Origin of the sequence: Marinobacter sp. C1S70 (assembly GCF_000475355.1) — a bacterium.
GTDB lineage: Bacteria > Pseudomonadota > Gammaproteobacteria > Pseudomonadales > Oleiphilaceae > Marinobacter > Marinobacter nauticus.
Window position 1 is genome coordinate 50118 of the sequence record NZ_AXBW01000015.1, and the last position, 25808, is coordinate 75925.

18 protein-coding genes are annotated in these 25808 nt (G+C 57.4%); 7 read left to right on the plus strand and 11 right to left on the minus strand.

The window, feature by feature from the left end; translation table 11 throughout:
- The first annotated feature begins 108 nt into the window (after positions 1-108).
- Complete coding sequence (gene asd, locus Q669_RS04780; protein WP_022991415.1) at positions 109-969, plus strand: archaetidylserine decarboxylase; 861 nt, start codon at positions 109-111, stop codon at positions 967-969.
- Positions 970-975: 6 nt separating this feature from the next.
- Here asd and epmA read toward each other — a convergent pair whose 3' ends face one another.
- Together epmA and efp are read right to left on the minus strand one after the other, a co-directional pair.
- Positions 976-1944: an EF-P lysine aminoacylase EpmA gene (epmA, locus tag Q669_RS04785; RefSeq protein WP_022991416.1), complete on the minus strand. Its 969-nt coding sequence runs from the start codon at positions 1942-1944 to the stop codon at positions 976-978.
- Positions 1945-1953: 9 nt separating this feature from the next.
- Positions 1954-2529 (minus strand): elongation factor P, encoded by a 576-nt coding sequence (efp, locus tag Q669_RS04790; RefSeq protein ID WP_011786227.1) that lies wholly within the window; start codon positions 2527-2529, stop codon positions 1954-1956.
- Between the two features lie 45 nt (positions 2530-2574).
- On the opposite strand from efp, the gene epmB reads away from it, so the two are divergent.
- The 3 genes from epmB to Q669_RS04805 all read left to right on the plus strand — a co-directional run bounded on the left by epmB (position 2575) and on the right by Q669_RS04805 (position 7821).
- Positions 2575-3642, plus strand: a complete 1068-nt coding sequence (gene epmB, locus Q669_RS04795; RefSeq protein ID WP_022991417.1) for an EF-P beta-lysylation protein EpmB — start codon at positions 2575-2577, stop codon at positions 3640-3642.
- 177 nt (positions 3643-3819) lie between these two features.
- Complete coding sequence (locus Q669_RS04800) at positions 3820-5634, plus strand: hypothetical protein (RefSeq protein ID WP_022991418.1); 1815 nt, start codon at positions 3820-3822, stop codon at positions 5632-5634.
- Positions 5635-5736: 102 nt separating this feature from the next.
- Positions 5737-7821, plus strand: coding sequence for an EAL domain-containing protein (locus tag Q669_RS04805; RefSeq protein WP_022991419.1), 2085 nt, complete (start codon positions 5737-5739; stop codon positions 7819-7821).
- A 53-nt stretch (positions 7822-7874) separates the two neighbouring features.
- Here the strand turns inward: Q669_RS04805 and serB are convergent, their stop codons facing one another.
- Positions 7875-9107: a phosphoserine phosphatase SerB gene (serB, locus tag Q669_RS04810; protein ID WP_022991420.1), complete on the minus strand. Its 1233-nt coding sequence runs from the start codon at positions 9105-9107 to the stop codon at positions 7875-7877.
- Complete coding sequence (parC, locus tag Q669_RS04815) at positions 9100-11406, minus strand: DNA topoisomerase IV subunit A (protein WP_011786232.1); 2307 nt, start codon at positions 11404-11406, stop codon at positions 9100-9102. Before parC ends, serB begins: the two co-directional genes overlap by 8 nt.
- A 173-nt stretch (positions 11407-11579) precedes the next feature.
- Between parC and Q669_RS04820 the strand changes: the two genes are divergently transcribed.
- Positions 11580-11834, plus strand: a complete 255-nt coding sequence (locus Q669_RS04820; protein WP_011786233.1) for a hypothetical protein — start codon at positions 11580-11582, stop codon at positions 11832-11834.
- Between the two features lie 93 nt (positions 11835-11927).
- A complete protein-coding gene (locus tag Q669_RS04825) occupies positions 11928-13565 on the plus strand; it encodes a methyl-accepting chemotaxis protein (protein ID WP_022991421.1) in 1638 nt (545 codons plus the stop codon).
- A 33-nt stretch (positions 13566-13598) separates the two neighbouring features.
- Here the strand turns inward: Q669_RS04825 and Q669_RS04830 are convergent, their stop codons facing one another.
- Positions 13599-14180 carry a YceI family protein gene (locus tag Q669_RS04830; RefSeq protein WP_011786235.1) on the minus strand — a complete coding sequence of 194 codons (582 nt, stop codon included), beginning with the start codon at positions 14178-14180 and terminating at the stop codon, positions 13599-13601.
- A gap of 60 nt (positions 14181-14240) precedes the next feature.
- Positions 14241-14789 (minus strand): cytochrome b, encoded by a 549-nt coding sequence (locus Q669_RS04835; protein WP_011786236.1) that lies wholly within the window; start codon positions 14787-14789, stop codon positions 14241-14243.
- 580 nt (positions 14790-15369) lie between these two features.
- On the opposite strand from Q669_RS04835, the gene Q669_RS04840 reads away from it, so the two are divergent.
- Positions 15370-16653, plus strand: coding sequence for an EAL domain-containing protein (locus tag Q669_RS04840; protein WP_036148862.1), 1284 nt, complete (start codon positions 15370-15372; stop codon positions 16651-16653).
- On the opposite strand, the gene Q669_RS04845 is transcribed toward Q669_RS04840, so the two are convergent.
- From Q669_RS04845 to Q669_RS04865, 5 genes are all read right to left on the minus strand, one after another.
- Complete coding sequence (locus tag Q669_RS04845; protein ID WP_022991423.1) at positions 16641-18407, minus strand: SLC13 family permease; 1767 nt, start codon at positions 18405-18407, stop codon at positions 16641-16643. The two genes, Q669_RS04840 and Q669_RS04845, sit on opposite strands and share 13 nt — an antisense overlap.
- Positions 18408-18503: 96 nt before the next feature.
- Positions 18504-20399 (minus strand): DNA topoisomerase IV subunit B, encoded by a 1896-nt coding sequence (gene parE / locus Q669_RS04850; protein WP_022991424.1) that lies wholly within the window; start codon positions 20397-20399, stop codon positions 18504-18506.
- Positions 20400-20493: 94 nt separating this feature from the next.
- Positions 20494-20991, minus strand: coding sequence for a protease complex subunit PrcB family protein (locus Q669_RS04855; protein ID WP_022991425.1), 498 nt, complete (start codon positions 20989-20991; stop codon positions 20494-20496).
- Complete coding sequence (locus tag Q669_RS04860) at positions 20988-23597, minus strand: S8 family serine peptidase (protein WP_036148866.1); 2610 nt, start codon at positions 23595-23597, stop codon at positions 20988-20990. Before Q669_RS04860 ends, Q669_RS04855 begins: the two co-directional genes overlap by 4 nt.
- A 150-nt stretch (positions 23598-23747) precedes the next feature.
- Positions 23748-25799 (minus strand): TRAP transporter large permease subunit, encoded by a 2052-nt coding sequence (locus tag Q669_RS04865; RefSeq protein WP_031211319.1) that lies wholly within the window; start codon positions 25797-25799, stop codon positions 23748-23750.
- Between the last annotated feature and the right edge of the window lie 9 nt (positions 25800-25808).

Below are 25808 nucleotides of genomic sequence, written 5' to 3' on the forward strand. Positions count from 1 at the left end.
CTGATAATAGCAAGCATCAACCGTAACAGCGAAGCTGTGAAACAATTTCTATACACTGCGCCGGGTTTGGTAGACTACCGCGCTTTATGATCGCAAGAGTCTCCCGGAATGCTTGATAAACTGTTTGTTCTTAGCCAATACGTCACACCCCAGCTGGCGGTTTCCCGCCTGGCAGGCCGTCTGGCCGACAGCGAGAGCACTCCAGCCCTGAAAAACCGTGTGATCAAATGGTTTATCGGCCGCTATGGCGTGAACATGAGCGAGGCCGCTGAGCCAGACTTTACCGCCTACCCCACGTTCAACGCGTTTTTTACCCGTGCACTCAAGCCGGGCGCTCGCACCATAGACCCCGCACCGGAAACCCTCACCAGCCCAGTGGACGGCGCCATCAGCCAGATTGGCCAGATCAGCACAGACCGTGTATTCCAGGCCAAGGGACAGTCATTCAGTCTCACTGAACTGCTCGGCGGCGATGACGAACGGGCCGAGCCCTTCCGGGAAGGCGAGTTCGCCACTATTTACCTGTCGCCCAAGGATTACCACCGTATTCACATGCCCATGGCTGGCACCCTGAAAGAAATGGTCTACGTACCCGGGAAGCTGTTCTCAGTCAATCCGGTAACCGCCGAAAATGTGCCGAACCTGTTCGCCCGAAACGAACGGGTGGCTTGCCTGTTCGACACCGAGGCGGGCCCCATGGCTATGGTATTGGTCGGCGCGATGATTGTGGGCAGCGTGGAAACCACCTGGGCCGGCGTGGTAGCGCCCAATTCCGGCAAAGTTATGCAATGGCAGTACCACGGAGACGATGCCGTTACGTTTGAAAAAGGTCAGGAAATGGGCCGTTTCCGCCTGGGCTCAACCGTCGTGCTGGTGATGCCCAAGGGTGCAGTTAAATGGCAACCGAACCAGGTGGCCGAGAAAACGGTACAGCTGGGTGAAGCCTTCGGCAAACTGAACGTCAAATAGCAGGGCTCAGGCCCGCTCAATCGGAAACGCAATCACGTCCTGAATATTGCGACTGCCCAGCTTGAGCATCAACAGCCGGTCGAGTCCCATGGCCACACCGGCGCATTCCGGCAGGCCTGTCTCCAGCGCCGCCAGAAAAGGCTCGTCCAGCGCCATCTCCGGCTTGCCACTGGCACGCCGGAGCCGGTTATCCGCGGCAAAACGGGCTCGCTGATCGGCCGGATCCGTCAACTCCCAGTAACCGTTACACAGCTCGAGACCATTGATGTAGAGCTCAAACCGGTGCGCCACTCTAAAGCCCTGATGCTCAGAGATGCGCGCCAGAGCTGCCTGAGAGGCGGGGTAGCGGTTAATGAAAACCGGTTGCTCTCGGCCCAATTCCGGTTCCACCACGAAACTCATCACCAGATCCAGGCAGCCATCCCGGCCGAGGCCGGCCAGCTGTTCCGGCTCCAGCCACTGTTCACAGTAGCGTTCAAGGTCCCGGTCGGTGATGGTCATCGGGTCGATACCCGCAATGGACTGCATCGCCTCACGGTAGCTGAGGGTTACCGGAGGCGAGCACTCCAGCCAGCCACAGACCAGATCCGCTACTTCCCGCATCAGCTGTTGATCGTCAAAGCCAACGCGGTACCACTCCAGCATGGAGAATTCCGGATTGTGACGTTTGCCTCGTTCACCGTTACGAAACACCCGGGCAACCTGGAATATTGATCCTGAACCTGCGGCCAGAAGCCGCTTCATGTGATACTCAGGGGAGGTCTGCAACCAGCCCCCCTGAACGCCGCCGGCGTCAACCACAGCGGGAATGCCGTCGAGATTGACGTCAGTCACACCGTGGCGTCCCAGCACCGGTGTTTCTACTTCCAGCACCTGCCGCTCAGAAAAAAAGCCGCGCACGTGGGCCAGAAGCTGTGCGCGGCTTTCCAGAGCGGCCCGGGTAGCAGCAGGCTGCCAGACAGGGCCATCAGTCATGATCGGTGATCAGCTGCTTTTGACACGGTTGACGTATTCACCGGAGCGGGTATCAACCTTCAGCACTTCACCAATAGTGATGAACAGGGGCACGTTCACAACGGCACCGGTAGACAGGGTCGCGGGCTTGGAGCCGCCCTGAGCCGTATCGCCTTTCATGCCCGGATCGGTATCAACCACTTCCAGCTCGACAAAGTTCGGCGGGGTCACGGTCAGCGGCGCGCCGTTGTACAAAGTCACGGTGTAAACGTCCTGCTCTTTCAGCCACTTGACGGTATCGCCAACCGCCTTGGCATCAGCCGCGTACTGCTCGAAGGAGCCATCAGTCAGCATGAAGTGCCAGAACTCGCCATCGGTATACAGGTATTCCATATCCTGCTCGACAACGTCGGCCGCTTCCAGAGACTCTCCGGATTTGAAGGTACGCTCCCAAACCCGGTTGGTCATGAGGTTGCGCAGCTTGACCCGGTTGAATGCCTGGCCCTTGCCCGGCTTGACGAATTCATTCTCGAGCATGATACAAGGGTCGCCATCCAGCAAAACCTTGAGACCGCTGCGAAATTCGTTGGTAGAATATGAAGCCATGAAATGTCCACCTGACAGACTGTCGTTAAAATTTCAAAGGTCGCTATGATACAGCGAACCCCCGCCCGTATAGAAGCCCGCGATGCCAGCCATCCACCCGATGTCCGGGTTGAACCAGGCAACACACCGGACTGGCAACAGATACTAAGCCAATCGGTCACGACGCCGGAACAACTGCTGGAACGTCTGGGGCTCGCTCCGGAGGACTGGTTCAGAGGCGCCGCCTGCGGCCACAGACTGTTTCCGATCCGGGTGCCCGAGCCCTACCTGGCACGGATTGAGCAAGGCAACCCGGATGACCCCTTGCTGCAGCAAGTACTTCCTGTCGCCCAGGAGGCGGAGATTCATCCGGATTTCGTATCGGACCCGCTGGAAGAGGCGTCGGCCATCCAGACAACCGGCCTGATTCGCAAATACACCAGCCGTGCCTTGCTCATGATCACGGGACAATGCGCTATCAATTGCCGCTACTGTTTTCGTCGGCATTTTCCCTACGGCGATCACCGTCTTGGGCCGGAAGACCGACGCCAGGTCATCGACAGCCTGTCCGCCAGCCCGGAAATCAACGAAGTGATTTTCAGTGGTGGCGACCCACTGGCAGTGAACGACCGCCTGCTCTCGCAATGGGCCGAACTGCTTGGTGACATCCCCCATCTTCGCCGGTTGCGCATTCATTCCCGCCTGCCCGTGGTGATACCACAGCGGGTATGCGACAGCCTGATTGACTGGCTGTCCCGAACCCGACTGCAAAAGGTCCTGGTGGTGCACGTGAATCACCCGGCAGAAATCGACCAGGCCACCCGCCAGGCATTCCGACGTCTGAGCGAGGCCGGGGTTACCCTGCTGAACCAGAGCGTAATCCTCAGAGGTGTCAACAATAGCAGCGCCACACTCTCAGCCTTGAGCGAGACGCTGTTCGAAGCGGGGGTTATGCCCTATTACCTGCACGCCTTTGATCCCGTCTCCGGTGCCCGGCACTTCTCCGTGAGTGACACCGACGCCATCCGGATAGTTAACGAAATGCTGGAAAATCTGCCCGGCTTCCTGGTTCCAAAGCTGGTTCGGGAGCTTCCCGGCCGCGCCAGCAAGACCCCGCTGGACCTGGGCTCGTGAGACCTGTCGCAAAAGATGGCCTATTTTCACTTGTCAAAGATTGTCAACTCGTGATTTTCTCGCTTTTTGTCGTTGCTTTGCTATCTTAAAGTGCAAGATCCATAAACAATAACGACCTGTATTTTCGGCGTTTTCGCTGAGTTACAACTACCGCGGTCCCGACATTGGCGTGAGAACATGGATGGTAAGATCCTGAAACCAGAGCTCAAGGTTCCTGAACAGAAAACAGCCAGCCTGTCGTTTTGCGACACCAGCCCCAAGGCCTTTCGCGCCTGGGCGGATCAGTTGCCGATGGCCAATACCGGTGAGGCATCTCGTCAGCTATATCACGCGATCATTGAGCTGAACCATCTGTTCCTGTCGCCGCTCCAGCGCCTGCAATTTCTGGAAATCGTGCGGGACAAGATTCATTTTGTCTGTAATGAGCTATCGCGACACTTCCTCGGGCTCGCCATCGCGCTGCCTGAAAAGCAGCGAAAGATTGCCAATCTGACCCAGGCACTTCAGCTGCACCTGGCCGCCGGATACAAGCTTTGTCTGCTTGAATACGTAGACAATGGCGGAGTAGACAAACACCGGCGCCAAATTGCCACGGCAATCCATAGGGCAATGTCGGAGCTGGCCGCCACCATACTTCGGTCCCATCAACTGTATTGTCCGAGCCCGGCCAGCAGCTGGCTGGAATGCCATCGCATGTTCCGTTTTGCGCACCGGAACAAACTGGCCAACATGGAGGTGGATGACGACACCCTCACGCACCGAAGAGCCAGTACGGTTGTCGACAGCTACAAACGTATTCTTCTGCTCGGCTGTGCGCGGCCTAACCAACTGCGTCAGGCCGAATTGACACAGGTGTATGATCTGTTCGAATCCTGGACCGAGCACTGCCAGTGTGCCCCGAACCTAGGCCCCGACAGCCTGTTCGTCATCAATATGGAAAAAGACAATCCGCCGGTCTACCGCAGCCTGCTCGAAAATACACCGGGCAATGAAAGCTTCAGCTTCGACACCCGCGATCTGTCCACCCTGCTGGCAGAGACACTGCACGCCAGGCGCCAAGACGGCCATGGAGGCGAAGCCCTCAAGATTCCCTCCACGGTGAGCGATACCTTACTTACGCACCTGAGCCAGGCACTCGGCATTCTGGCCAAGCGCAACTTTAACCGCATCGCCAGCCAGGGCACGCTGGAAGTGTGCGTAGGTCTCACCGCTGCGCACTACTTCGTAGCCGGCCAGAAAGCGTTCTCGGAGTTCCTGGATGGCAACGAAAGCAGTCATCTCGAATCCGATAACCTGTTTATCCGGAATGCCAATCGCAAGGCAGATGCCTGGTCCGGCGCACACGATGCCGGCCCGAACGAAGACCGGCTGCATTCTGCCGATGCCCCGATCAACTTCCGCACCAGTGGTGGCAGTCATCAGCCCTCCGGCAGCCAGGACAAAAACCGGCCGCGATCGCACCATGCACTACTGGTCAATACCAGCCCCGGCGGCTACTGCGTAGCTTGGGAGAGTAATGTCCCGGCGTCACTCCAGGCCGGTGAAATTCTGGGCGTACGAGAACAGAGCTCGCACCCCTGGAGCATTGCCGTTGTGCGCTGGCTGCGCCAGATCCGCAACCAGGGCACTCAGGTGGGCATAGAGCTACTGGCACCGAGCGCCGCGCCCTGTGCCGTGCGACTTATCCAGAAAGTCGGCAACAGCAGCGAGTACCTCAGGGGCCTGCTGCTGCCCGAAATCAGCGTGGTCAATCAGGCCGCGACACTGATTACCCCGCGGCTGCCGTTCCAGACCGGCAGCCGGATCTCGCTGCTGCAAGATGGCCGTGAAGACCAGGGACAGCTACTGAAAAAAGTCTCGGCCACTGGCAGCATCAGCCAGTTCGAGCTGAAACTCCAGAACCCCATCACCCCAACTGCCGGTCGTGGTGCTCCCCCATCAACGCCAGGCACCACGGAAGACGAATTTGACTCACTGTGGCCGTCGCTTTAAATAGTGCGGCCCGTCAACTGCCGGCATGGCCAGGGTTGTTATTGCTGGCCAACCCCTGCATCATTCATCCGTGAATATCCGGCACCACGAGACGTCTGACGAATGCAGAAGAAAAACACGACCGTACACCTGCTGATTCTTGACCCATCACAAAACGATGCGGAATCCATGGTCAGCTTGCTCCGCAACTCCGGCAAGGCTACCCGCGCTCACCGGATTACCTCGGAAGAAGATCTGGAAGAAGCGCTCAAGACCTCCAACTGGGACTTGCTGTTGGCACGCGACCTGGAACAGGAATTCGGGGCAGACGATGCTCTGGCCATGGTCAAGCGCATGGACAAGGACATCCCCTTCGTTCTGCTGACCGAGGAATACAGCCGCGAGCGTACCGTCAACATCATCCGTGCCGGTGCCCAGGATGCCGTGCCCTTTCAGTACACCGACCAGCTCGTTCTGGTGGTCAAGCGGGAGCTGGCAGCTCTTGAGGAACGTCGCAAACGCCGGGTACTGGAATCTCATCTGCGTGAGGCCGAGCAGCGATGCCAGTTGCTGCTGGAAAGTTCCAAGGATGCCATTGCCTACATCAACGATGGCATGCACATCTATGCCAACCAGTCCTACATGGAATTCCTGGGCTACGACGACATCGACGAGCTGATTTGTATTCCGGTGCTCGATACCCTTACGCCGGAAAGCCAGGAGAAATACAAGGAGTTCATGAAAGCGTTCGCCGAAGAGCGCAAAGATGGCATGACTCTGAACTGCACCGCGCGCCGCAGTGACGACCACGAATTGAATGTCACCATGTCGGTGTCCGCAGCCACATACGACGGAGAGGCCTGCACTCAGATCGTTCTGCAACCGGAACACAGCGATGCCGAGCTGGAGGAAAAGCTGAAACAGATCAGCAGCCAGGATTTGCTGACCGGCCTGTACAACCGTCAGTACCTGATGGATGCCCTGGCCCAGGCTATCGCCACGGCTGGCAAGGACAACAAGACCGGCGCCCTTGCCTACATTGCCCTGGATAATTTCCTGAGCATGAAGAGCCAGGTCGGCATCTCCGGCGCGGATCTGTTGTTGGGCGATCTCGCCACCCTGCTTCGGGAACAGGCCGGCGACGAGGTCACCCTGGCCCGCCTGAGCGACGATGCCTTCTGCGTCATGTGTCTGCCCTGTGATGAAGCCAGCATGGAAAGTCTGTGCGAGCGCATCCGCAAAGCGGTCGAGGACCACTTGTTCGACATCAACGGCCGGACAGTTCCGCTGACCGTGTCCATCGGTATCGCCGCGATCACGGAAAACTCACCAAAGGCCGAAGAACTCATGGGCCGGGCCCATACTGCCTCGGCCGATGTGAAAAAACAGGAAGGCCACGAGCGTGGCAACGGCATCCTGGTCTATAACCCGGCTGAATACGAGAGCCTCGATGAAACCAATTCGGTAGAGGCCATTCTCAAGGCTCTGGACGATAACCGTTTCCGGCTGCTGTTCCAGCCCATCATCAACCTGCGCGGTGAGGGTGAGGAGCATTACGAGGCCTTTGTCCGGATGCTCAACAAAGACAACGAAGAAGTCTCGCCCTATGACTTCCTGCCGCCGATGGGACCCAGCGATACCGCCATCAAGATCGACCGCTGGGTTATCCTGCAAACCATCAAGCAGCTATCGAGCCACCGCTCAAGGGGCCACGACACTCGCCTGTTCCTGAACATCACAGCCGAGACGCTGCAGGACAAGACCTTCACGCCCTGGCTCAGCGTTGCCCTCAAAGCTGCCCGCTTGCCGGGAGATTCGCTGATCTTCCAGATCCGCGAAGGCGATGCCAACAACTACATGAAGCAGGCCAAGGACTTCACCAAGGCGGTGCACGAACTGCACAGCAAGGTATCCATTTCCCAGTTCGGCTGCGCACTCAATCCGTTCAACACCCTCAAGCACATTGAGGCGGATTACGTGAAGATTGATGGTTCGTTCACGGAAGAAATCCAGAAGAGTGACGAGGCCAAAGAGCAGGTCAAGGAAATGGTCAAGAGCCTGCAGAATGCCGGCAAGCTGACCATCATCCCGCTGGTGGAAAACGCCGGCGTTCTTGCGACGCTCTGGCAGGCAGGCGTGAACTACATTCAGGGCTACTACCTGCAGGCGCCGGTACCGGAGATGAACTACGACTTCGGCGACAACTGATCAACGGCCGCTTAACCAAAAAAGGGCGAGATCATTCTCGCCCTTTTTTGGTTTCAGAGGTGGGTATTCTGAAGCGTTTGATTGGTCTCGCTTTCCCGGAACCCGATCAGGTACAGGATGGCATCCAGCCCTAAGGTGGAGATGGAGTGGCGTGCCGACTCCTTGACCAGTGGCTTGGCCCGGAAAGCAACTCCCAGGCCCGCCTGACTGAGCATTGGCAGATCATTGGCGCCGTCCCCAACGGCAATCACCTGTTCCCGGGAAATGTGCTCTTTCTCAGCTATTTCCAGCAACAACTCCGCCTTTCGCTTACCATCTACAATCTGACCTTTCACCTCACCGGTTACTTTGCCGTCGATAATCTCCAGCTCGTTGGCGTAGATATAGTCAATACTCAGCTTACTCTGAAGATGACGAGCAAAATAGGTGAAGCCGCCAGACAGGATGGCGGTCCGATAGCCCAGCGCCTTCAGACTGCGAATCAGGTGCTCGGCCCCTTCGGTCATGCGCAGTCGGTTGGCGATCCCTTCAAGCACCGACTCGTCCAGCCCCTTCAACAGGGCCAGGCGCTCGGCAAAGCTCTGACTGAAATCCAGCTCACCCTGCATGGCACGCTCGGTGATCTCAGCGACCTGCTCACCGACTCCCGCTTCATGGGCCAGCTCGTCGATCACCTCAGCTTCAATCAGCGTGGAGTCCATATCGAACACCACCAGCCTGCGGTTGCGTCGGAAGATCGAATCTTCCTGGAAGGCGATATCCACATTCATCTCGCCGGCAATGTGCAGGAAATCGGCCCGAAGCTGTTCAAGATCCGAGGGCGTTCCCCGTACCGAGAACTCGACACAGGCAATGCGGTTTTCCGAGGTGTTCAGCGACGGCCTTGCCGACAGCCGGGTAATATTGTCAATGTTCAGGCCATGGCGGGCCGTAATCGCCGACACCCTGGCGATCTGCTCAGCCTTGATGTCGCGGGAAAGCAGGGTCACGATGTAACAGGCCCGGTTGCGGCCCTCAGCCCAGGCCTGATATTCCTGCTCGGTAATCGGCGCAAAATGCACCTGCAGATCCAGCGCGTGCAGCCGGAACAGCAAATCCCGGATTACCGGAGAGGATTTTGACTCATCCGGGATCTCGATCAGAATGCCCCAGGTCAGATGGTCATGAATGACCGCCTGGCCTATATCCAGAATTCGGACATCGTAACGCCCCATGATTCCAGTGATTTCCGAGGTCAGGCCGGGTTTGTCCCGGCCCGATACGTTTACCAGCACCAGCTCACTCACTGTCTGTATTCTCCCCGCTCTGGGCTTCTTCCTCGGCCCGCGCAGCCGAAGGAATCACATCAATACCATCCACACGCTGCAGGCCCCGTGGCAGCTTGTGACCACGACGGCCCCGCTCACCCAGGTAGTGCTCAAGATCGCCAAACCGCAGGCCGAGCTTGCGCTTGCCCGCTTTCACTTCCAGCTGATCCTCTTCACCAAACACGGCGACAGCAACCACGTATTCTTCGCGATTCTGCACCCGGGCGGAGGGAATACTGATGATCTTGTTACCTTTACCCTTGGCCAGCTCCGGCAGCTCGCTGAGCGGGAACACCAGCATGCGGCCCTCATTGGATATGGCCGCCAGGTACAGGGTCGATGCCGTTTCCGGAATCATTACCGGTGGCATGATTCTGGCGCCTTTGGGTACGCTGACCACGGCCTTGCCCGCGCGATTCTTGCTGATCATGTCGTTCAGCGACGTGACGAAACCATAGCCACCGTCGGTGACCAGCAGTGTCTTACGCTCGGGATTACCCATCAACAAACCGGAGAAAGTAGCTCCGGAGGGGGGATTGATCCGCCCGGTCAGGGGCTCGCCCTGCCCCCTGGCAGACGGCAGACTGTGGGCCATTAATGAATAGGCCCGGCCGGTGGAATCCAGGAAAATCGCCTGCTGGTTGTTGCGCCCCTTCGCCGCCAGGGCAAAACGGTCGCCAGACTTGTAGCTGAGACCAGCGGGGTCAATGTCGTGACCCTTGGCCGCGCGAACCCAACCCTTATCGGACAGCACCACCGTCACCGGATCGTTGGATACCAGATCGGTTTCGCTGAAGGCGCGGGCTTCCTCCCGCTCGACAATCGGCGAACGGCGGTCATCACCAAAGGTCTCGGCATCCTGCTCGAGTTCGGTCTTGATCAGTTCGCGAAGCCGATCTTCTGAGCCCAGAATGGCCTGCAGCTCATCGCGCTCGGCGGAGAGCTCATCCTGTTCGCCGCGAATTTTCATTTCTTCGAGCTTGGCCAGGTGCCGCAATTTCAGCTCCAGAATGGCCTCGGCCTGCTCCGCCGACAAACCAAAGCGCGCCATCAGTTCGGCCTTGGGCTTGTCTTCGGTGCGGATAATCTCGATTACCTCATCAATATTGAGGTAGGCAATCAACAAGCCTTCCAGAAGATGCAGCCGGGCCAGCACCTTGTCCAGGCGATGCTGCAAACGGCGTGTTACCGTTGTTTTCCGGAATGCCAGCCACTCGGTCAGAATGGTGTACAAGCCTTTTACGCCTGGCCGGCCATCGTTGCCAATCACGTTGATGTTGACCCGATAGGTCTTCTCCAGATCGGTACTGGCAAACAAGTGAGCCATCAGCCCGTCCAGATCAACCCGATTGGAGCGGGGCACAATCACCAGACGGGTCGGATTTTCATGATCCGATTCATCGCGCAGGTCTGCTACCATGGGCAGCTTCTTGGTCTGCATCTGCTGGGCAATCTGCTCCAGCACCCGGTTTCCGGAGACCTGGTGGGGCAAATCAGTGATCACCACTTCGCCATTCTCGCGAATCCAGCGTGCGCGCATCCGCAGCGAACCCCGCCCGGTCTCGTACATCTGGCGCAAGTCTTTGCGGGGAGTGATGATTTCAGCCCTGGTCGGGAAGTCCGGTCCTTTGATGTGTTCGCACAACTCATCCACGGACGCATCGGGCTGATCCAGCAAACGAATACAGGCGGCTGTGACTTCCCGAACATTATGGGGTGGAATATCCGTCGCCATACCAACGGCAATACCCGTGGTACCGTTGAGCAGCACGTGCGGAAGCCGGGCCGGAAGCACCGAGGGTTCTTCCATGGTGCCATCAAAGTTTGGCACCCAATCCACGGTTCCCTGCCCGAGCTCACTGAGCAGCACTTCCGCAAAGGGTGCCAGCCGCGATTCGGTATATCGCATGGCGGCAAAGGATTTGGGATCATCCGGAGACCCCCAGTTACCCTGCCCGTCTACCAGCGGGTAGCGGTAAGAAAACGGCTGGGCCATGAGCACCATGGCCTCGTAACAGGCACTGTCGCCGTGCGGGTGGAACTTACCAAGCACATCACCCACGGTACGAGCCGATTTCTTGTACTTGGAGGTGGACTTCAGCCCCAGCTCCGACATGGCGTATACAATCCGCCGCTGTACGGGCTTGAGCCCGTCCCCTACGTTGGGCAGAGCCCGGTCCAGAATGACATACATGGAATAGTCCAGGTACGCCTTCTCGGTGTAGTCCCGGAGTGATACCCGCTCGAAACCTTCATCCGTTGTCTGAAACTCTGGCATGGACGCCTCTTTGCCTTGGATGCCTATCAATGTTGTGGCGCACATTATATGGACGCCAGCCCCGATACACCAATTTCCAATAGCGGAATTCCCGCATGGAGACTCTGTAAGGTGAGCCGTATTCTCGCCACAGTGATTAGAACGCCGTTTACTCTCTGAACAAGCGGAAACCTATGAAACCCAATCTCAAAGCCTGCGGGCAAGCCATGGTTACGGCCATGGTCAATGCGGTTCTGGCCGTTGCCCTGATGCTCCTGGTGGAGTTTGCCATCAGTGGTACCTTCCAGGTTCCCGAGCCCTATATCTGGGCGGGGGTACTGATATGGGCCGTTATTTTCGCCGCCCAGTTCCTCCGTCAACGGCATCTTTGCCGTGCCTGTGAACAGACTGACGAACCGTCATCCGCCGAAACCGTCGGCAAATCCTGACCCATATCAAGGGCCTGGCATCTCAAATGTGACAAATCTGCCCCCCCTGCTACGCTTTGGATAAGACATTAACGTCGAAGCCTGGGGGGTTAGATGACCGCTCTGAAGAAACTCGGATTACGCACCAAAATCGCACTTCCTTTTGCCATCACGGCGCTTGCCTTGGTCATCGTCGGTGTCTTCAGCGTTCTGACGGCACGTAATCTGGTTTCCGATACCGACGACATAGCCGCCACCTACCTGCCTTCGGTCAGCCAGATCCTCAATGGTGACCGCGATCTCTATCAGGCACTGGTGGCCCAAATGACACTGCTGGACCAGGCCTTCAACAATGAAGACACCTCCGGAGCTCTGGAGGATTCCAATGAAAACACCGAGCAAGCCAGGCAGCGCTTCCTGGAAAGCTCTCAACGCCTTGCAGGAACGGGCATTTCGGATGTCAGCGACGGATTCGAAGGGGCATTTGATCGCTGGGAACAATCCGCTCGGAGGGTGATGGAGCTGGCCTCAAACGGCAATCCGGAACAAGCCCGGAGTCTCGCTGCCACAGAAACAGCCCCATTGTTTGACCAACTCCGGGATTATTACGACAACGCCGGTGCTCACGCTGACGAGCAGGCTCAACAACGTTCCGCTGAAGCCTCCGCCGAAGGCACTTCCAGTTCGGCCACCGTTCTTGCGATCACCGTGATTGCCATCATTATCGCCATTGCGTTGTTCTTTGTATTCATGAAACTGATCATCTCTTCGATCAGCGCCCTCCGGGATCAGCTCGACAACATTGCCCAGGGCGAAGGCGACCTGACTCAGCGGGTTCCGGTAACGGTCGAGGATGATCTCGGCAAATTGGCCAGAAGTTTCAACCAGGTACTGGAAAACCTGCAGGGCATGATCGGGTCCATTCAGAATCTGAGTCGCGATCTCGGTGCGGGTGCCACCGAGCTGGCCACTGCCGCCCGGGACAACAACGATGGTGTGACCCGCCAGACCGACTCCATTTCCATGGTGGCCACCGCTATCAACGAAATGCAGAGTGCGATTGAAGAAGTAGCCGGGAACGCCTCCCGCGCCGCAGAGATCACTCGCGAAGCGGAAACCAAGGGGAACAACAGCGCCCAGATCATCCGCAACTCGTCGAAACAGGTGCACCGCCTGGCCGCCCAGATTTCCAAAGCGGTTGAGGTTATCCGCAAACTTTCTGCGGATTCCGACAACATTACTTCGGTGCTGGATGTCATTCGCGGCATTGCCGAGCAGACCAACCTGCTGGCTCTGAACGCCGCCATTGAGGCTGCCCGGGCCGGTGAGCAAGGCCGTGGGTTCGCCGTGGTGGCGGATGAAGTCCGTACTCTGGCGCAACGCACCGGCCAGTCGACAGAAGATATTCAGACCATGATAACCGCACTGCAGACCGGTGTTTCGGACGTCGTGAGCGTGATGGAGACCGGCAGCAAGGAGGCCACCGAAACCGAACGGCTGGCAACGGAAGCGGAACAGGAACTCCAGGCCATTCTGGAAGCGATCTCCAGTATCACCGACGTCAACACCAGTGTGGCGTCCGCCACCGAAGAGCAGACTCAGGTGGTAGATGAAATTAACCGGAGCATTACTGATATCAATGATCTGGCTGCGGCCAGTGCCGATCGGTCCAAAGCCATCGATGGCATTGCCAAATCGCTGGAGAGCTATGTCAGGGAGCTGGAACAACAGACAGGGCGGTTCCGGGTTTAACCGGACCGCCGCGTCATCGCCGGAAGGATCCGATTACTGGCGAATGCCTTCTACCGAGATTTCGATTTCCACGGTTTCGGAGGCTTTGCCAAGATCCATGGGAATGCCGAAATCCTTCAGGCGCAACTCGGTTTCAGCCTCAAAACCCATGCGATAGCCTCCCCAGGGGTCTTCACCGTGGCCAACCAGCTCAGCATCCAGGGTGATTTCCCGGGTAACGCCACGCAGAGTCAGATCACCAATGATGTCCGCCTCACCGGCCTCGTCAACCACTACGCGCTTGCTCTTGAACGTCGCTTCCGGGAACTCACTCACGTACAGGAAGTCTTCGCTGCGCAAATGCTTGTCGCGCTCGGCATGGTTGCTGTCAACGCTGGAGGTATCGATCGTTACTGATACAGAGCTGTTTTCGGGATTGTCCGCATCGTAGGTGAACTCACCATCAAAATCGTTGAATCGACCGTACAGCCAGCTGTAGCCCAGATGGGAAATCTTGAAGGTTACGAACTGGTGCGTGCCCTGGGTATCGAAGGCGTAAGTACCGCTGTGCTCGTTTGCCTGCACAGAGGCAACCATCGCGGCTGAAATGGCTGAAGCCAGAAGAATCTTCTTCATTAATCACTCCTTTTGAGTCTGTTTTGCGTTGAGTTAAGAGAGTTAGCTGTCCCGGAACTGTCAGGCCAACCCAAGCATTCTGCGAAGCGTACTGTCCCGGTCGATCAAGTGATGCTTCAACGCCCCCAGCGCATGAACGCCGGCCAGGACGACAATCGCCCAGGTGCTCCAGTAATGGATGGCTCCCGCCGTATCTTCGAGGCCTTTCACCTGGCCTGTCACCGATGGCACCTGAAACCAGCCGAACACATGGATCGCAGAGCCGTCAGCCGTTGAAATCAGATAGCCACTGATCATGGCGACAAAGATCAACAGATACAGCGCCACATGCGCCAGGTGAGCAGAAACCACCTCCCAGCGCTGGTGATTGGGCAAAGGCCTGGGCGGCGGGCTTAACAGCCGCCAGACCAGTCTGAGCACCATCGCCATGAACAGGAGAATACCCACGCTGCGGTGGATGTCCGGCCCCTGTCGGTACCAGGGATCATAATAAGAGAGATCGACCATCCAGAAGCCCAGGGCAAACAGGCCGATAATGGTGACGGCCACCAGCCAATGCAGCAGGATTGCCACCCACCCATATGCGTCTTCTGAATTCTTTGCCTGCATAAAAACAATCGCCTCCGTTGCTGATGTGGACCCAAACGGCTTTTCCACGTCCTCCAGATAAGATCAGCATAGTCTAGAAGGACAGAGAGCTGACCAAAATCAAAATGTTTTGCTGGCCTGCATCAGATTTTCTGACCATAGCATCCACGATCCGCAAACACTTGACAGCAACCACTTTGGTCGTATGCGGTTTTACGGATTGTTGAAAATTATGACAGCGATAAACTTTAACCATACTTTTAATCCGCCCCGTCCGGGGCCTCAGTGACCGAGAGGAAACGACATGGAACTTGAATTTGACGAGTCTGTGGTAGTACCCAGCAACAACTGATTTGATACAGACCCGGCTACTGCCGGGTTTTCTTTACCACCGTTTTAATGCCTGAAAGATACAAACTGTTTCGTCTTTTATGCATTAAGTAGTGGTAATGGTTCTTGTTTTTTGGCAACCTTCGACGAATTGATGAGGTAACGCCTGAATTTCAGGCGTCCGTGCCAGGGACACAGGCACAGTGGCTAACAGATTGGCGTGTACTTCAGTACTGCGCCAATGTATTCGTTGAAGGGTACAGACCTGCCTATGTCCCACAATCTTCCCGATTCGCTACCCGCGCCGGAAGTAGACCTGCTTTCCCCCATGCTTAATCAGCAGGGTCAGGTGTGGACAGCGGATTTTCGCGGGCTCAAACTGCGCACCGCCCTTCAGCCGATTTACAGCATTTCCCACAAACGTACCGTCGGTTATGAAGCCCTGATCCGGGCCTTCGATAACGACAATTCAGCTGTTCTGCCTTTGCACCTGTTCGAGCTGCCCGCATCCGAAGCCGAAAATCTGTTGCTGGACAGACTCTGCCGGTACCTGCACATTCGCAACTACAGCGAGATCAAGGATCAGGTCAACTGGCTGTTCCTGAACGTCTCCCCGAGGGTGGTCACCTCTGGCTCTCAATCCGATTCCTTTTTTGGACAATTGCTTGAGAAAACCGGGCTGCCGCCACATCGAATCGTGATGGAAATCGTTGAACAGCCAACCGACGATGCTGAACGACTACGGGATACCGTTGCCTACTACCGCAAACTGGGCTGCCTGACCGCCATTGACGATTTTGGTGCCGGGCACTCCAATTTCGAGCGCATCTGGAATCTGTCACCGGACATCGTCAAGCTGGACCGTACCCTGCTGACCCGGGCAACCGAAGATCGCCGCGCCAGGCAGATACTGAACGGCATGGTATCCCTGCTGCATCAATCTGGCTGCCTGGTGTTGCTGGAAGGAGTGGAAACCCGGGATCAGGCCATGATTGCCATTGATGCCGGTGTCGACTTTGTACAGGGCTTCTACTTTCGCCGACCCTGCCTGGAACTGGACGAACTGCCCCAGAGCACAATGAATTTCGAGGATTTGCTCGAAGAGTACAAAAGCAGCAAGCAGATTAGCCACGATCCAACCCAACTGGTCGTCAACCATTTCAGCGGGCCTTTCCGGCGGGTGATCGAGCGCCTGCAGAAGGGTCTGTCCATGGATCAGGCCTGCTTTGAGCTGCTCAGCCACCACACGGTTTCCCGCTGCTATCTGGTGGACGATCAGGGCGTTCAGCTGGAAGACACTCTGGTTTCCGAGTCCGCCGTTAAAAAGCAGGACCCAAGATTCCGACCACTGGAAAACACCAGCAGTGCAGACTGGTTTCGCCAGCAGTATCTCCGCCAGGCGCTGGCCCAGCCAGAGAACATTCATGTGACCACTCCCTATCTGTGCGTCACTGGCGCCTACATGTGCGTGACCCTGTCACTGGCCTTCCGGCAGGACGGCAAACTCCGGGTAATCTGCTGCGATATTCTTGCCAACGCGGATCACAACCCGTAAACCACCGCAATCACCGCGACCGTTACCAACCCCACCAGCACATTCATGGGCAACCCCACTTTCACGAAATCGGAAAACCGGTAGCCACCAGGACCAAACACCATCATATTGGTCTGATACCCCAATGGCGTGGCGAAGCTGGCGGAGGCTGCCATCATCACTGCAATAACAAAGGGTTCTGCAGGCACCCCCATGCTCCCGGTCATCGACAGCACAACCGGAATCACCAGTACAGCTGCGGCATTGTTCGTGATGACCTCGGTCAGAAACGACACAGCGCAGTATACGAGAAACAGTGTTAGCAGCACCTGGCCTGCACTGAAAGCCAGAATACCCTCGGCCATAAACGCCGCTGCTCCGGTTTCCTCCAATGCCGCTCCCAGCGCAAAGGACGCTGCGATGGTGAGGATGACCGGCACATCCACCGATTTCTGAGCCTGCCCCACCGAGCAGCAGCCGGACAGGATCATCAGAGCGGCTCCCAGTAAGGCGGCGTTGAGCATACTCATCACCCCGCAGGCCGCCAGGCTCACCAACACAAGCAGGATACCCCAGGAAAGCCAGGCCCGGTCATGTCGGGGCGTTTCCGTTTCCAGGTCGTTGATGAGCAGAAAATCCTTGTTGTAGCGCTGACGGCTGACGAAGGCCGGACGCGCTTCCAGCAGCAGGACATCGCCGGGTTTCAGGCGAATGTTGCCGAGGTTGCCTGACACACGCTCGCCGCCCCGGGCCACCGCCAGCACCACGGCGCCGTAACGGTCCCGGAACCTTGCGTCCCGGATGGTCAGGCCCAGCACATCCGATTGCGGAGACAAAGCGGCTTCCACCAACCGCCGCTCGGCACGATCCTGACTGAGACTGGGCTCATCGTCGTGCACCGACGGCACGATGCCATTGATGCGCAACAGGTCTGAGATCGCCTGGGTATCGCCCGCAAACACCAGCCGATCACCGCCACGCAGCCGTTCTTCCGAGGGGACGGCAGTGACCACACTGCCATCCCGCTCGATTTCCACCAGATACAATCGCTCCAGTTCCCGTAAGCCGGCTTCACCCACGGTCCGGCCCACCAGCGGACCTTCAAAGGACACCGCCACTTCCAGCGTGAACTCCCTCATGGAGCCAAACTTCTGCTGATCCTTACGGTCTGGCAGCACCCGCGGCATGACCAGAAGCATGACCGCCAGACCGATAATGGCCACCGGTAAACCAACCGCCGTAATGGAAAAGATCGAGAACCCGGCCTCACCGGTCAGTTGCTGATACTGACCATTAACAACCAGATTGGTGCTGGTGCCAATCAGTGTCAGTGTGCCGCCCAGAATCGCTGAGTAACTCAGCGGAATCATCAACTTGGAGGGTGAAATACCGATCTTCCGGGACCAGGCATGGACGGCGGGAATCATGGTGGCAACCACCGGTGTATTGTTGAGGAAGCCACTCAGCAGGGAAACCGGCAGGGCAATGCGCGCCTGCGCGGAGCGGACGGATTTCGGATTGCGAAGCAGGTGGTTGACCAGCAGATCCACACCGCCGGAATGATGAATACCGGCGGCCACCACAAACATGGCCACCACGGTGATCAGACCGCTGTTACTGAACCCGGCCAGAGCCTGTTCGGCAGAGATAATGCCACCGGCACTGAGCACCACCAGCACCGCCATCATCACCAGATGCGGCGCAAAACGGCCTGAACTCATCAATAACAGGGCGGTGAGCGCCAACCCCAGGGAAAACCATCCTTGCCAGTCCATAACTCGGTCTTTTCCGATTTGAAAACTGGCAGGATAGCGAGACAGAGCAATTCTGAGAAAGAATAACTATCGATTTTTATAGCAGCTTATGGAATATCAAACTGCCACGTCGGCCATGTTCCCGTAGGCTTCCAGCCAGGCCCGACGATCCGACGCGCGCTTCTTGCCCAGCAGCATATCCATCCGCTCGTCGGTGTCATCCCCGTCTTCCAGGGTGAGCATGACCAGGCGGCGGGTGTCCGGTGCCATGGTGGTTTCTCTCAGCTGCAACGGATTCATCTCACCCAGGCCTTTGAAGCGCGTCACCTGAATCTTGCCTTTGCGCTTTTCCGCCGCCAGGCGGTCGATGATGCCCTGCTTCTCGTGCTCGTCCAGGGCGTAGAAGGTTTCCTTGCCCAGGTCCACCCGGTACAGGGGGGGCATTGCCACGAACACGTGCCCGGCCGCCACCAGCGGCCGGAAGTGTTTCACAAACAAAGCGCACAGCAGCGTGGCGATGTGCAGGCCGTCCGAATCCGCATCGGCCAGGATGCATATCTTGTTATAGCGCAGGCCGGCAAGGTCGTCAGAGCCAGGATCCACACCAATAGCAACGGCAATATCGTGTACTTCCTGGGACGCCAGAATTTCACCCGAGTCCACTTCCCAGGTGTTCAGAATTTTACCCCGCAACGGCATGACTGCCTGGAATTCCCGATCCCTGGCCTGCTTGGCGGAACCTCCGGCGGAATCACCTTCCACCAGGAACAACTCCGATCTCGCGGTATCACCGCCGGAACAGTCCGCCAGCTTGCCGGGCAACGCCGGGCCAGAGGTCACCTTCTTTCTGGCCACTTTTTTGCTCGCCCTCAACCGGCGCTGGGCATTACTGATAAACAGTTCCGCCAGGGCTTCGGCAATGTCGGTGTGCTGGTTCAGCCACAGACTGAAAGCATCTTTCACCACCCCGGAGACGAAGGCAGCGGCTTCCCTTGAAGACAGCCTCTCCTTGGTCTGGCCGGAAAACTGGGGCTCCTGCATCTTGAACGACAGTACATAGGCTACCCGTTCCCAGATGTCCTCGGGCGACAACTTTACCCCCCGGGGCAGCAGGTTTCTGAATTCACAAAACTCCCGCATGGCTTCCAGCAGGCCGGTGCGCAAACCATTGACGTGGGTACCACCCTGGGCAGTGGGAATAAGGTTGACATAACTCTCCAGTACCGCATCACCACCCTCTGGCAGCCACTGGATAGCCCAGTCCACGGCTTCCTTGTTGCCGGAGAAACTGCCGGTGAAGGGTTCAAGCGGCACCGCTTCAATATCGGCCAGAGCCGTTCTCAGGTAATCCCGAAGACCGTCCTCGTAGAACCACTCGTCTTTCTCGCCGGTCTTCTCCTGCAGAAAGGTCACCGTCAGTCCCGGGCAAAGAACCGCCTTGGCACGAAGGTTGTGGCGCAAGCGGCTGACCGAAAAATTGGGACTGTCAAAATATTTGGGGTCGGGCGTGAACTTCAGGCGGGTACCGGTGTTGCGCTTGCCTACGGTATCAACCACTTCCAGCTCGGAGGCTTTGTCACCGTTGGCGAACGTCATCCGATGCACCTGGCCATCCCGCTTGATGGTCACTTCCAGATGCGTGGACAGGGCATTGACCACGGAAACACCCACACCGTGCAGACCACCGGAGAAGTTGTAGTTGCCCTGGGAGAATTTACCACCGGCGTGCAACCGGGAAAGGATAAGCTCCACCCCGGGCAGTCCTTCTTCCTTGTGCAGATCGACCGGCATGCCCCGGCCGTCGTCCTCCACACTCAGGGAATTGTCGCTGTGCAGCACCACATCAATCCGCCGGGCGTGGCCGGCGAGGGCCTCGTCAACGCTGTTATCAATGACTTCCTGGGCCAGGTGGTTGGGCCGCGACGTGTCGGTATACATCCCCGGGCGCTTGCGCACCGGATCAAGACCGCTCAGGACTTCAATGGCATCGGCGTTGTACTGTTGCTCGCTCATAGGAATGGCACGGCTCCGCAAATGATCGTTGCGCCATAGCTTAGGGATTCAGGCTGAAAGATCAACGGTTGTTTTGTGGCGGCGCCAAGTGGTTTCAGTTTTCCAGCGTCCGAACCAGCGGCTGCTCTGTCAGGCCCCGCACACGAATCTGCTGCCAGCTGCGGGGCTCAACGGCCAGCACCACACAGGGCGAGGTAATCACCTGAGCGACCATCATGTCCGGCGCCGGTTCACTCACCCGCATATCGAGCACCAGACTCTTGCCCTGCGCCAGCGCAGACTGAAGCCCGACGCTGTAACCGGCGGTCGGTTTCTCGCCGAGCGTGACCATCACCAGTGCTTCCCGGCCCAGATCCACCTTGCGCACCACATCCGTGGCCATGTTCTGGCCACTGACATCCAGGAGTGCTTCACGTTCGGACTCCGAACGCACAAACGCCACACCCGGGCCTGTCAGACCGCAATACGCAGACTGGGTAATCTGCCGCACCATCACGCCTTCACCCGGACTGGGTCCGCCAGTCGCGCTGCACGCCGCTAAAAGCAGCAACGCGGTGGAGGTGATGAGCGATCGAACCAGGGTCTTTTTCATTGAACTGCTTTTGCTCCGTCGTTGGTTGAGGCTGACGGGCTGGTCTCCAGCAATTTGTAGCCTTTGAAGCCGGGCCTCGGGAGGATATCGGGGGTGGACTCAGATATTGTTGGACGCGAGAAACTGGTGGTCATGCGGATATCAGACAGACTTTGACCTTTTTCTATCGCAATCACTTCTCGCAAGCCAGAAACAGGGTACTCCGCACAAGCTTCACCCGCCTGGCATATTAATCCATCTCCGTCTAAATCTGTTCCGGCAACCAGAAAGTACTCACCCGGTGTAACTTCAGAAAGCCGCCTCGGTGCTTCTCCATCGTCCGGCTCAAACCTGAAGCGATACTGACCGTTCTCGACATCTGCAACGACCTGAGACTGCGCAAGATAAAAGCCGCCATCAGTCGGCTCTGTGCCTACTAGCAAGACGAAATGTCGCCCGGCATCTCGAGCCTGCTCATCGCTGAGCAACTGCCCGATGACAGGGATGCTCAATGTGTTCGGGGATAGATCGACTTCGTACGCAATTTCAACGACTCCCCTGGCTGGCTCATCGGGGTCCAGGAGATCTGGCTTGAGTGTCAGCAATAATTCCAGGTCACCATTTTCTGCACTCCCGGATAGTTCAACCCCCAGCCATTCCGGCTGACTGGCGACCTTTTCGGCGGAAACCGAGGCGTCTCCGAATTTCTGAATCTCAACCAACTGTGTTGATATACCTTCATTGCTAAGGCTAACCACGGCGGGCGAAGCAGAAAGGACAGTGACAGGTTCACCGTCGATAGCCTTGGCCACAGCTTTGCCTGCATCGATAATCCCCCACCCCAGGCGATCAGTTCTGCCATCCTGAGGCTGTGTTAGCAGTCCAGATTCTAACCAGCCCCGAATGGTTGTCATGTCCAGAAGCGGCATTTCCATTTTCATCAAGGCCAAAACACCTGCTACGTGCGGCGACGCCATAGAGGTGCCCTGCAGCCCGCGGTAACCTGGCACGGAAACACCTCCACGACGTTCTCCGCTCGTTGACCAGACCACATCAGCCAGGCCATCAAGATTGCCATCCCGGCTTGCATCGCCCCCTGGAGCCGCAATGTCAATCCAGCTACCGAAATTGGAATAGGAGGCGGGGCGCCCTCCGGCATCAACGGCACTGACAGAAAGTACATGACGGGATGCTGCCGGATACGAGGGCACAGATGTTGCCGAGTTTCCGGCAGCAGCCACAAACAGGAGGCGCTTGCCCACTCCATATCGCAGTGCGCTTTCCAGCGCTTCAATCTGGGGCAGCCCACCCAGACTCATATTAACGACCTGAGCTTTTGGCGATCCACCGCTGGTTTCACCTGTTACCCAGCGAATTCCGGCTATGAGCTGATCCGACGTACCAACGCCACCCTCACCAAGCACACGCACCGGAACAATCTTGCTTTCAAAAGCAATTCCGCCAATCCCCTCATTGTTGAGGGCGGCCCCGATAGTGCCTGCTACGTGGGTGCCATGATAAACATCTCCGCCAACGCTACTTCCGGGATCAACCGGCTCACCACCATCGATAAAATCTCGACCTTCCGGGGCGACATTCTGCTGAAGATCCGGATGCCAATGACCTTCACTGTCTTGCAGAAGGCCGCTATCCAACACAGCAACGTGAACGGGCGTCAAGCCAGCGTTACCGATCTGCCAGGCGATCGGCGCATTAACGAGGTCGTAATGCCAATTCAGGGAATAATCTGGCTCATCAACCGGCGTAGCCTGGGTACGAAAGAAATAATTAGGAACCACCGACTTGTATTCCAGCCGCTTTCTCAGCTCTCTGATCCATTCAAGCGTGATCTGTTGGCCAGCGATCCCACTATTTGCCGCTGATGAAGTCGCCGCTACAGGCATTGATACCAGCCAGTCCGCACCGCCCAAATACCGCCCTGAGATTCCGGCATTTACGGCGAAACTACTGGTCCTTCCCTCCGCCATGGAGACCAACGCCTCACCCGGAACAAAGTCATAATCAGGCCAATCAAAATTCAGTTGTGTTGCGGTTCCAACGGAGTTCTTGGATATAACGTAACGGGCAGGCCCACTACCGAGAGTACGCACTGTCAGGCTGTATTCCCCTTCCGCCTCATCCCCCAACTCGACAACAACACGAGACCCAGCACTTCCAGTCTCCGCGCTATCGACTATTCTTCCGTTATCCGTCAGTTCAATCCTTAGTGCCGGATTACCTGCCCGACTACCAAAAGCCTCGAGTACAATCGACTGGCCTTTTGCCATAGGTATGTTGTAGAGGTCCTCAGCATCGCTCTCGTAGCTAAAAATAACGCCTTGATCCGTGAGCGTCGGATAGCTCCCACCACTGCCCGCCAGGTAACCGGCCAGCACAAAGTTGTCCGGCAGTCCCAGTGAAACAGTCGCAGGTCTCGCCCCATCCAGCCCCAACTGGTCCATCGTGTCCTGATCAACCCGGCTGTTGGCTTCGATACTGATAACCCCGGAAAGCGGACTGGGCGGCGCTATCGGTGAAACGGCATCGGAGCCGCCCGAACCACCGCCACAACCGGTGAGCAATGCCATCCCTGGCACCAGAACAAAAGCAAGAATCGACAATCTCACGGCGTCTCTCTTATTCTTTGTTGAAACTGTTCACAGAGTATACGGCCAGACATCCCTGATCGACCTGTGTCAGACCTTTAAGGGCCCCATGAAAAAACCCGCGGGCCTTGGCATCGCGGGTTCTTTCATAGTACTTCGCTTCTCCTGGCCTTACAAAGCGTAGAAAAGCATGGGCACAAAGGCCACCAGCAGAAGCGTGGGAATCATCACAACCAGCGGCAGCAACAATCTCTCATAGCGGTGCCAGAAGGTGCCGGTACGTTCCGCTGCCAGCACTTCGGTTTCACCCACCACCTGCCGGGTCAGCAGGTGATTCAGGGCAACCGGCGGGCTGAGATAGCCAAGTTCAAATGCCACCAGGCAGACGATCCAGAAATGCAGTGGATCAATGCCAATCTGCAGGGCCGGTTGGGCAATAGTGGCGGAAACCAGTATGACGGCACCGAACGGATCCATCACCATCCCGATCACCGTCAGCATGACCACGATTACCAGCATGGCAATCCAGGGGCTGGTCAGATCCTCCGGGAACAGGGCATGAACAATATCAGAACGCTCAAGAATACCGCCCAGGCAGATAGAGAAACCAATCAGCGCCAGTAGTGCGCCAATGTGCACAGCCGAATCGCTGGCAGCCGCTGTGCTTCGGGAGAAAAACGCACTGGTACGGCTCTGGCCTTCGTCACGGCTATTCCGGCCGGCGTCCAGGGCAACCAGCGCCAGCATAACCAGCGGCAGAATCAAAGGCGCGCTGTACTCGTTGAATTGAAGCCCCAGGATCGCCCAGATGGCCAGGATCACTGCCGTTGCCGTCAGTGCGTAGGGCAACAACGGTCGCAGCTCCATGACGGCCGCGCGGAAAGCACCCGGGGCCGGCCTTGGTCTCCAGTTGCCTTCGGTCTTGCACACCACAAAGGAGAACAGGGTGGCCGACATGATGAACACCCAGAACCCCCATCCATACATTTCGGTGGTGGTCACTTCCTTGTTCAGTGCGGCAACCACCACGATCAGCAAGCAGGGATTGAGCACCACCCCAAGGCTGCCAGACATGGCGGTCGTAGCCAGTGACAATTGACGCCCTGCCCCGGCCCGCCGAAGCTCGTCGTAGACAACCCCGCCCACGGCCAGAATGAAAATGCCGGAGGCTCCGGTAAATGCTGTCGGGAAGGCAGTGGCAAAGATGATCACCGAAGCCAGCAAGGGTGCGGGCAGATTGAAGGGCTTCACCAGATTCAGCAACAGCTCCGGAACCCGGGTCTGTTTGAGCATCATACCCACCAGCACGTACAGTCCGATGTTGATGAACATGGACGACAGGTTCGACATCATGCCGAAGTAGATTGCCAGCCCGGAGGAGTAGCCATCCACAAAGAAAAAATAGCTCATGGCAATGAAGCCCATGGTGCAATACAGCGGCACCACAAGGCCGGAAGCCAGCGCCAGACTGCCCGCCCTCATTCGCTCCGGCACATAGACGAAGCGAAAAGCATTGATGATCATGAACAGCCCGAACACGCCTGCCCAGGCGTACTGCAGGACAATGTTCGCCTCAGACCCCGGAGACTGAGCCAGCCGGCCCATGTACGCGTTCAATGACAGCACCATCAGGCCATTGATGACGAACTGCACGCCCTGGCTTAAACGCCACTCCGCCCGATTGCGGGGCAGACGCAAAGCAATGTGGTCGGCATCCATTGCGGCAATGGCTGCAGCCAGAGCAAACATGCCGATAAACAGGAACTTGGTCAGGTCGATGTTATCGAGCAGAAAGTCGGCCAAACCCTGCTCTACAGCCTTGTAGACACCGAGCGCCCAGGTGGCGTGTTTCTGGTTTTCAGCAAACTGCAAGTGGCGTTGCTCGCACAGCGCCAGGTTACTCTTCAGGGACTGCCGGATAGCCTGGGGATCCGGCGGCGAACTGAACAGGTCGTCCGGGTCTGGCTTATAGGCCTGGACCCGTCGCTCTACCTCTTTATCAATGTCCATGAAAAGGTTGCAGGTAGGCTCTGTTGCATCCGGATTGAGCAGGTAATAGTTAGGCCATACCTGCTCGCCGACCCATAGCAACCGGGAGTGGAGCGAGTTGCCCATCCCCAGCAGCAGGGTGGCCAGAAGCAACAGCAGCAGAATCATCCCATGCAGTCTGTGCATGGGATACAACGTTCTTACGCCGGTTGCAGTCATTGCGCGCCAGTTCATGGTCAGGCT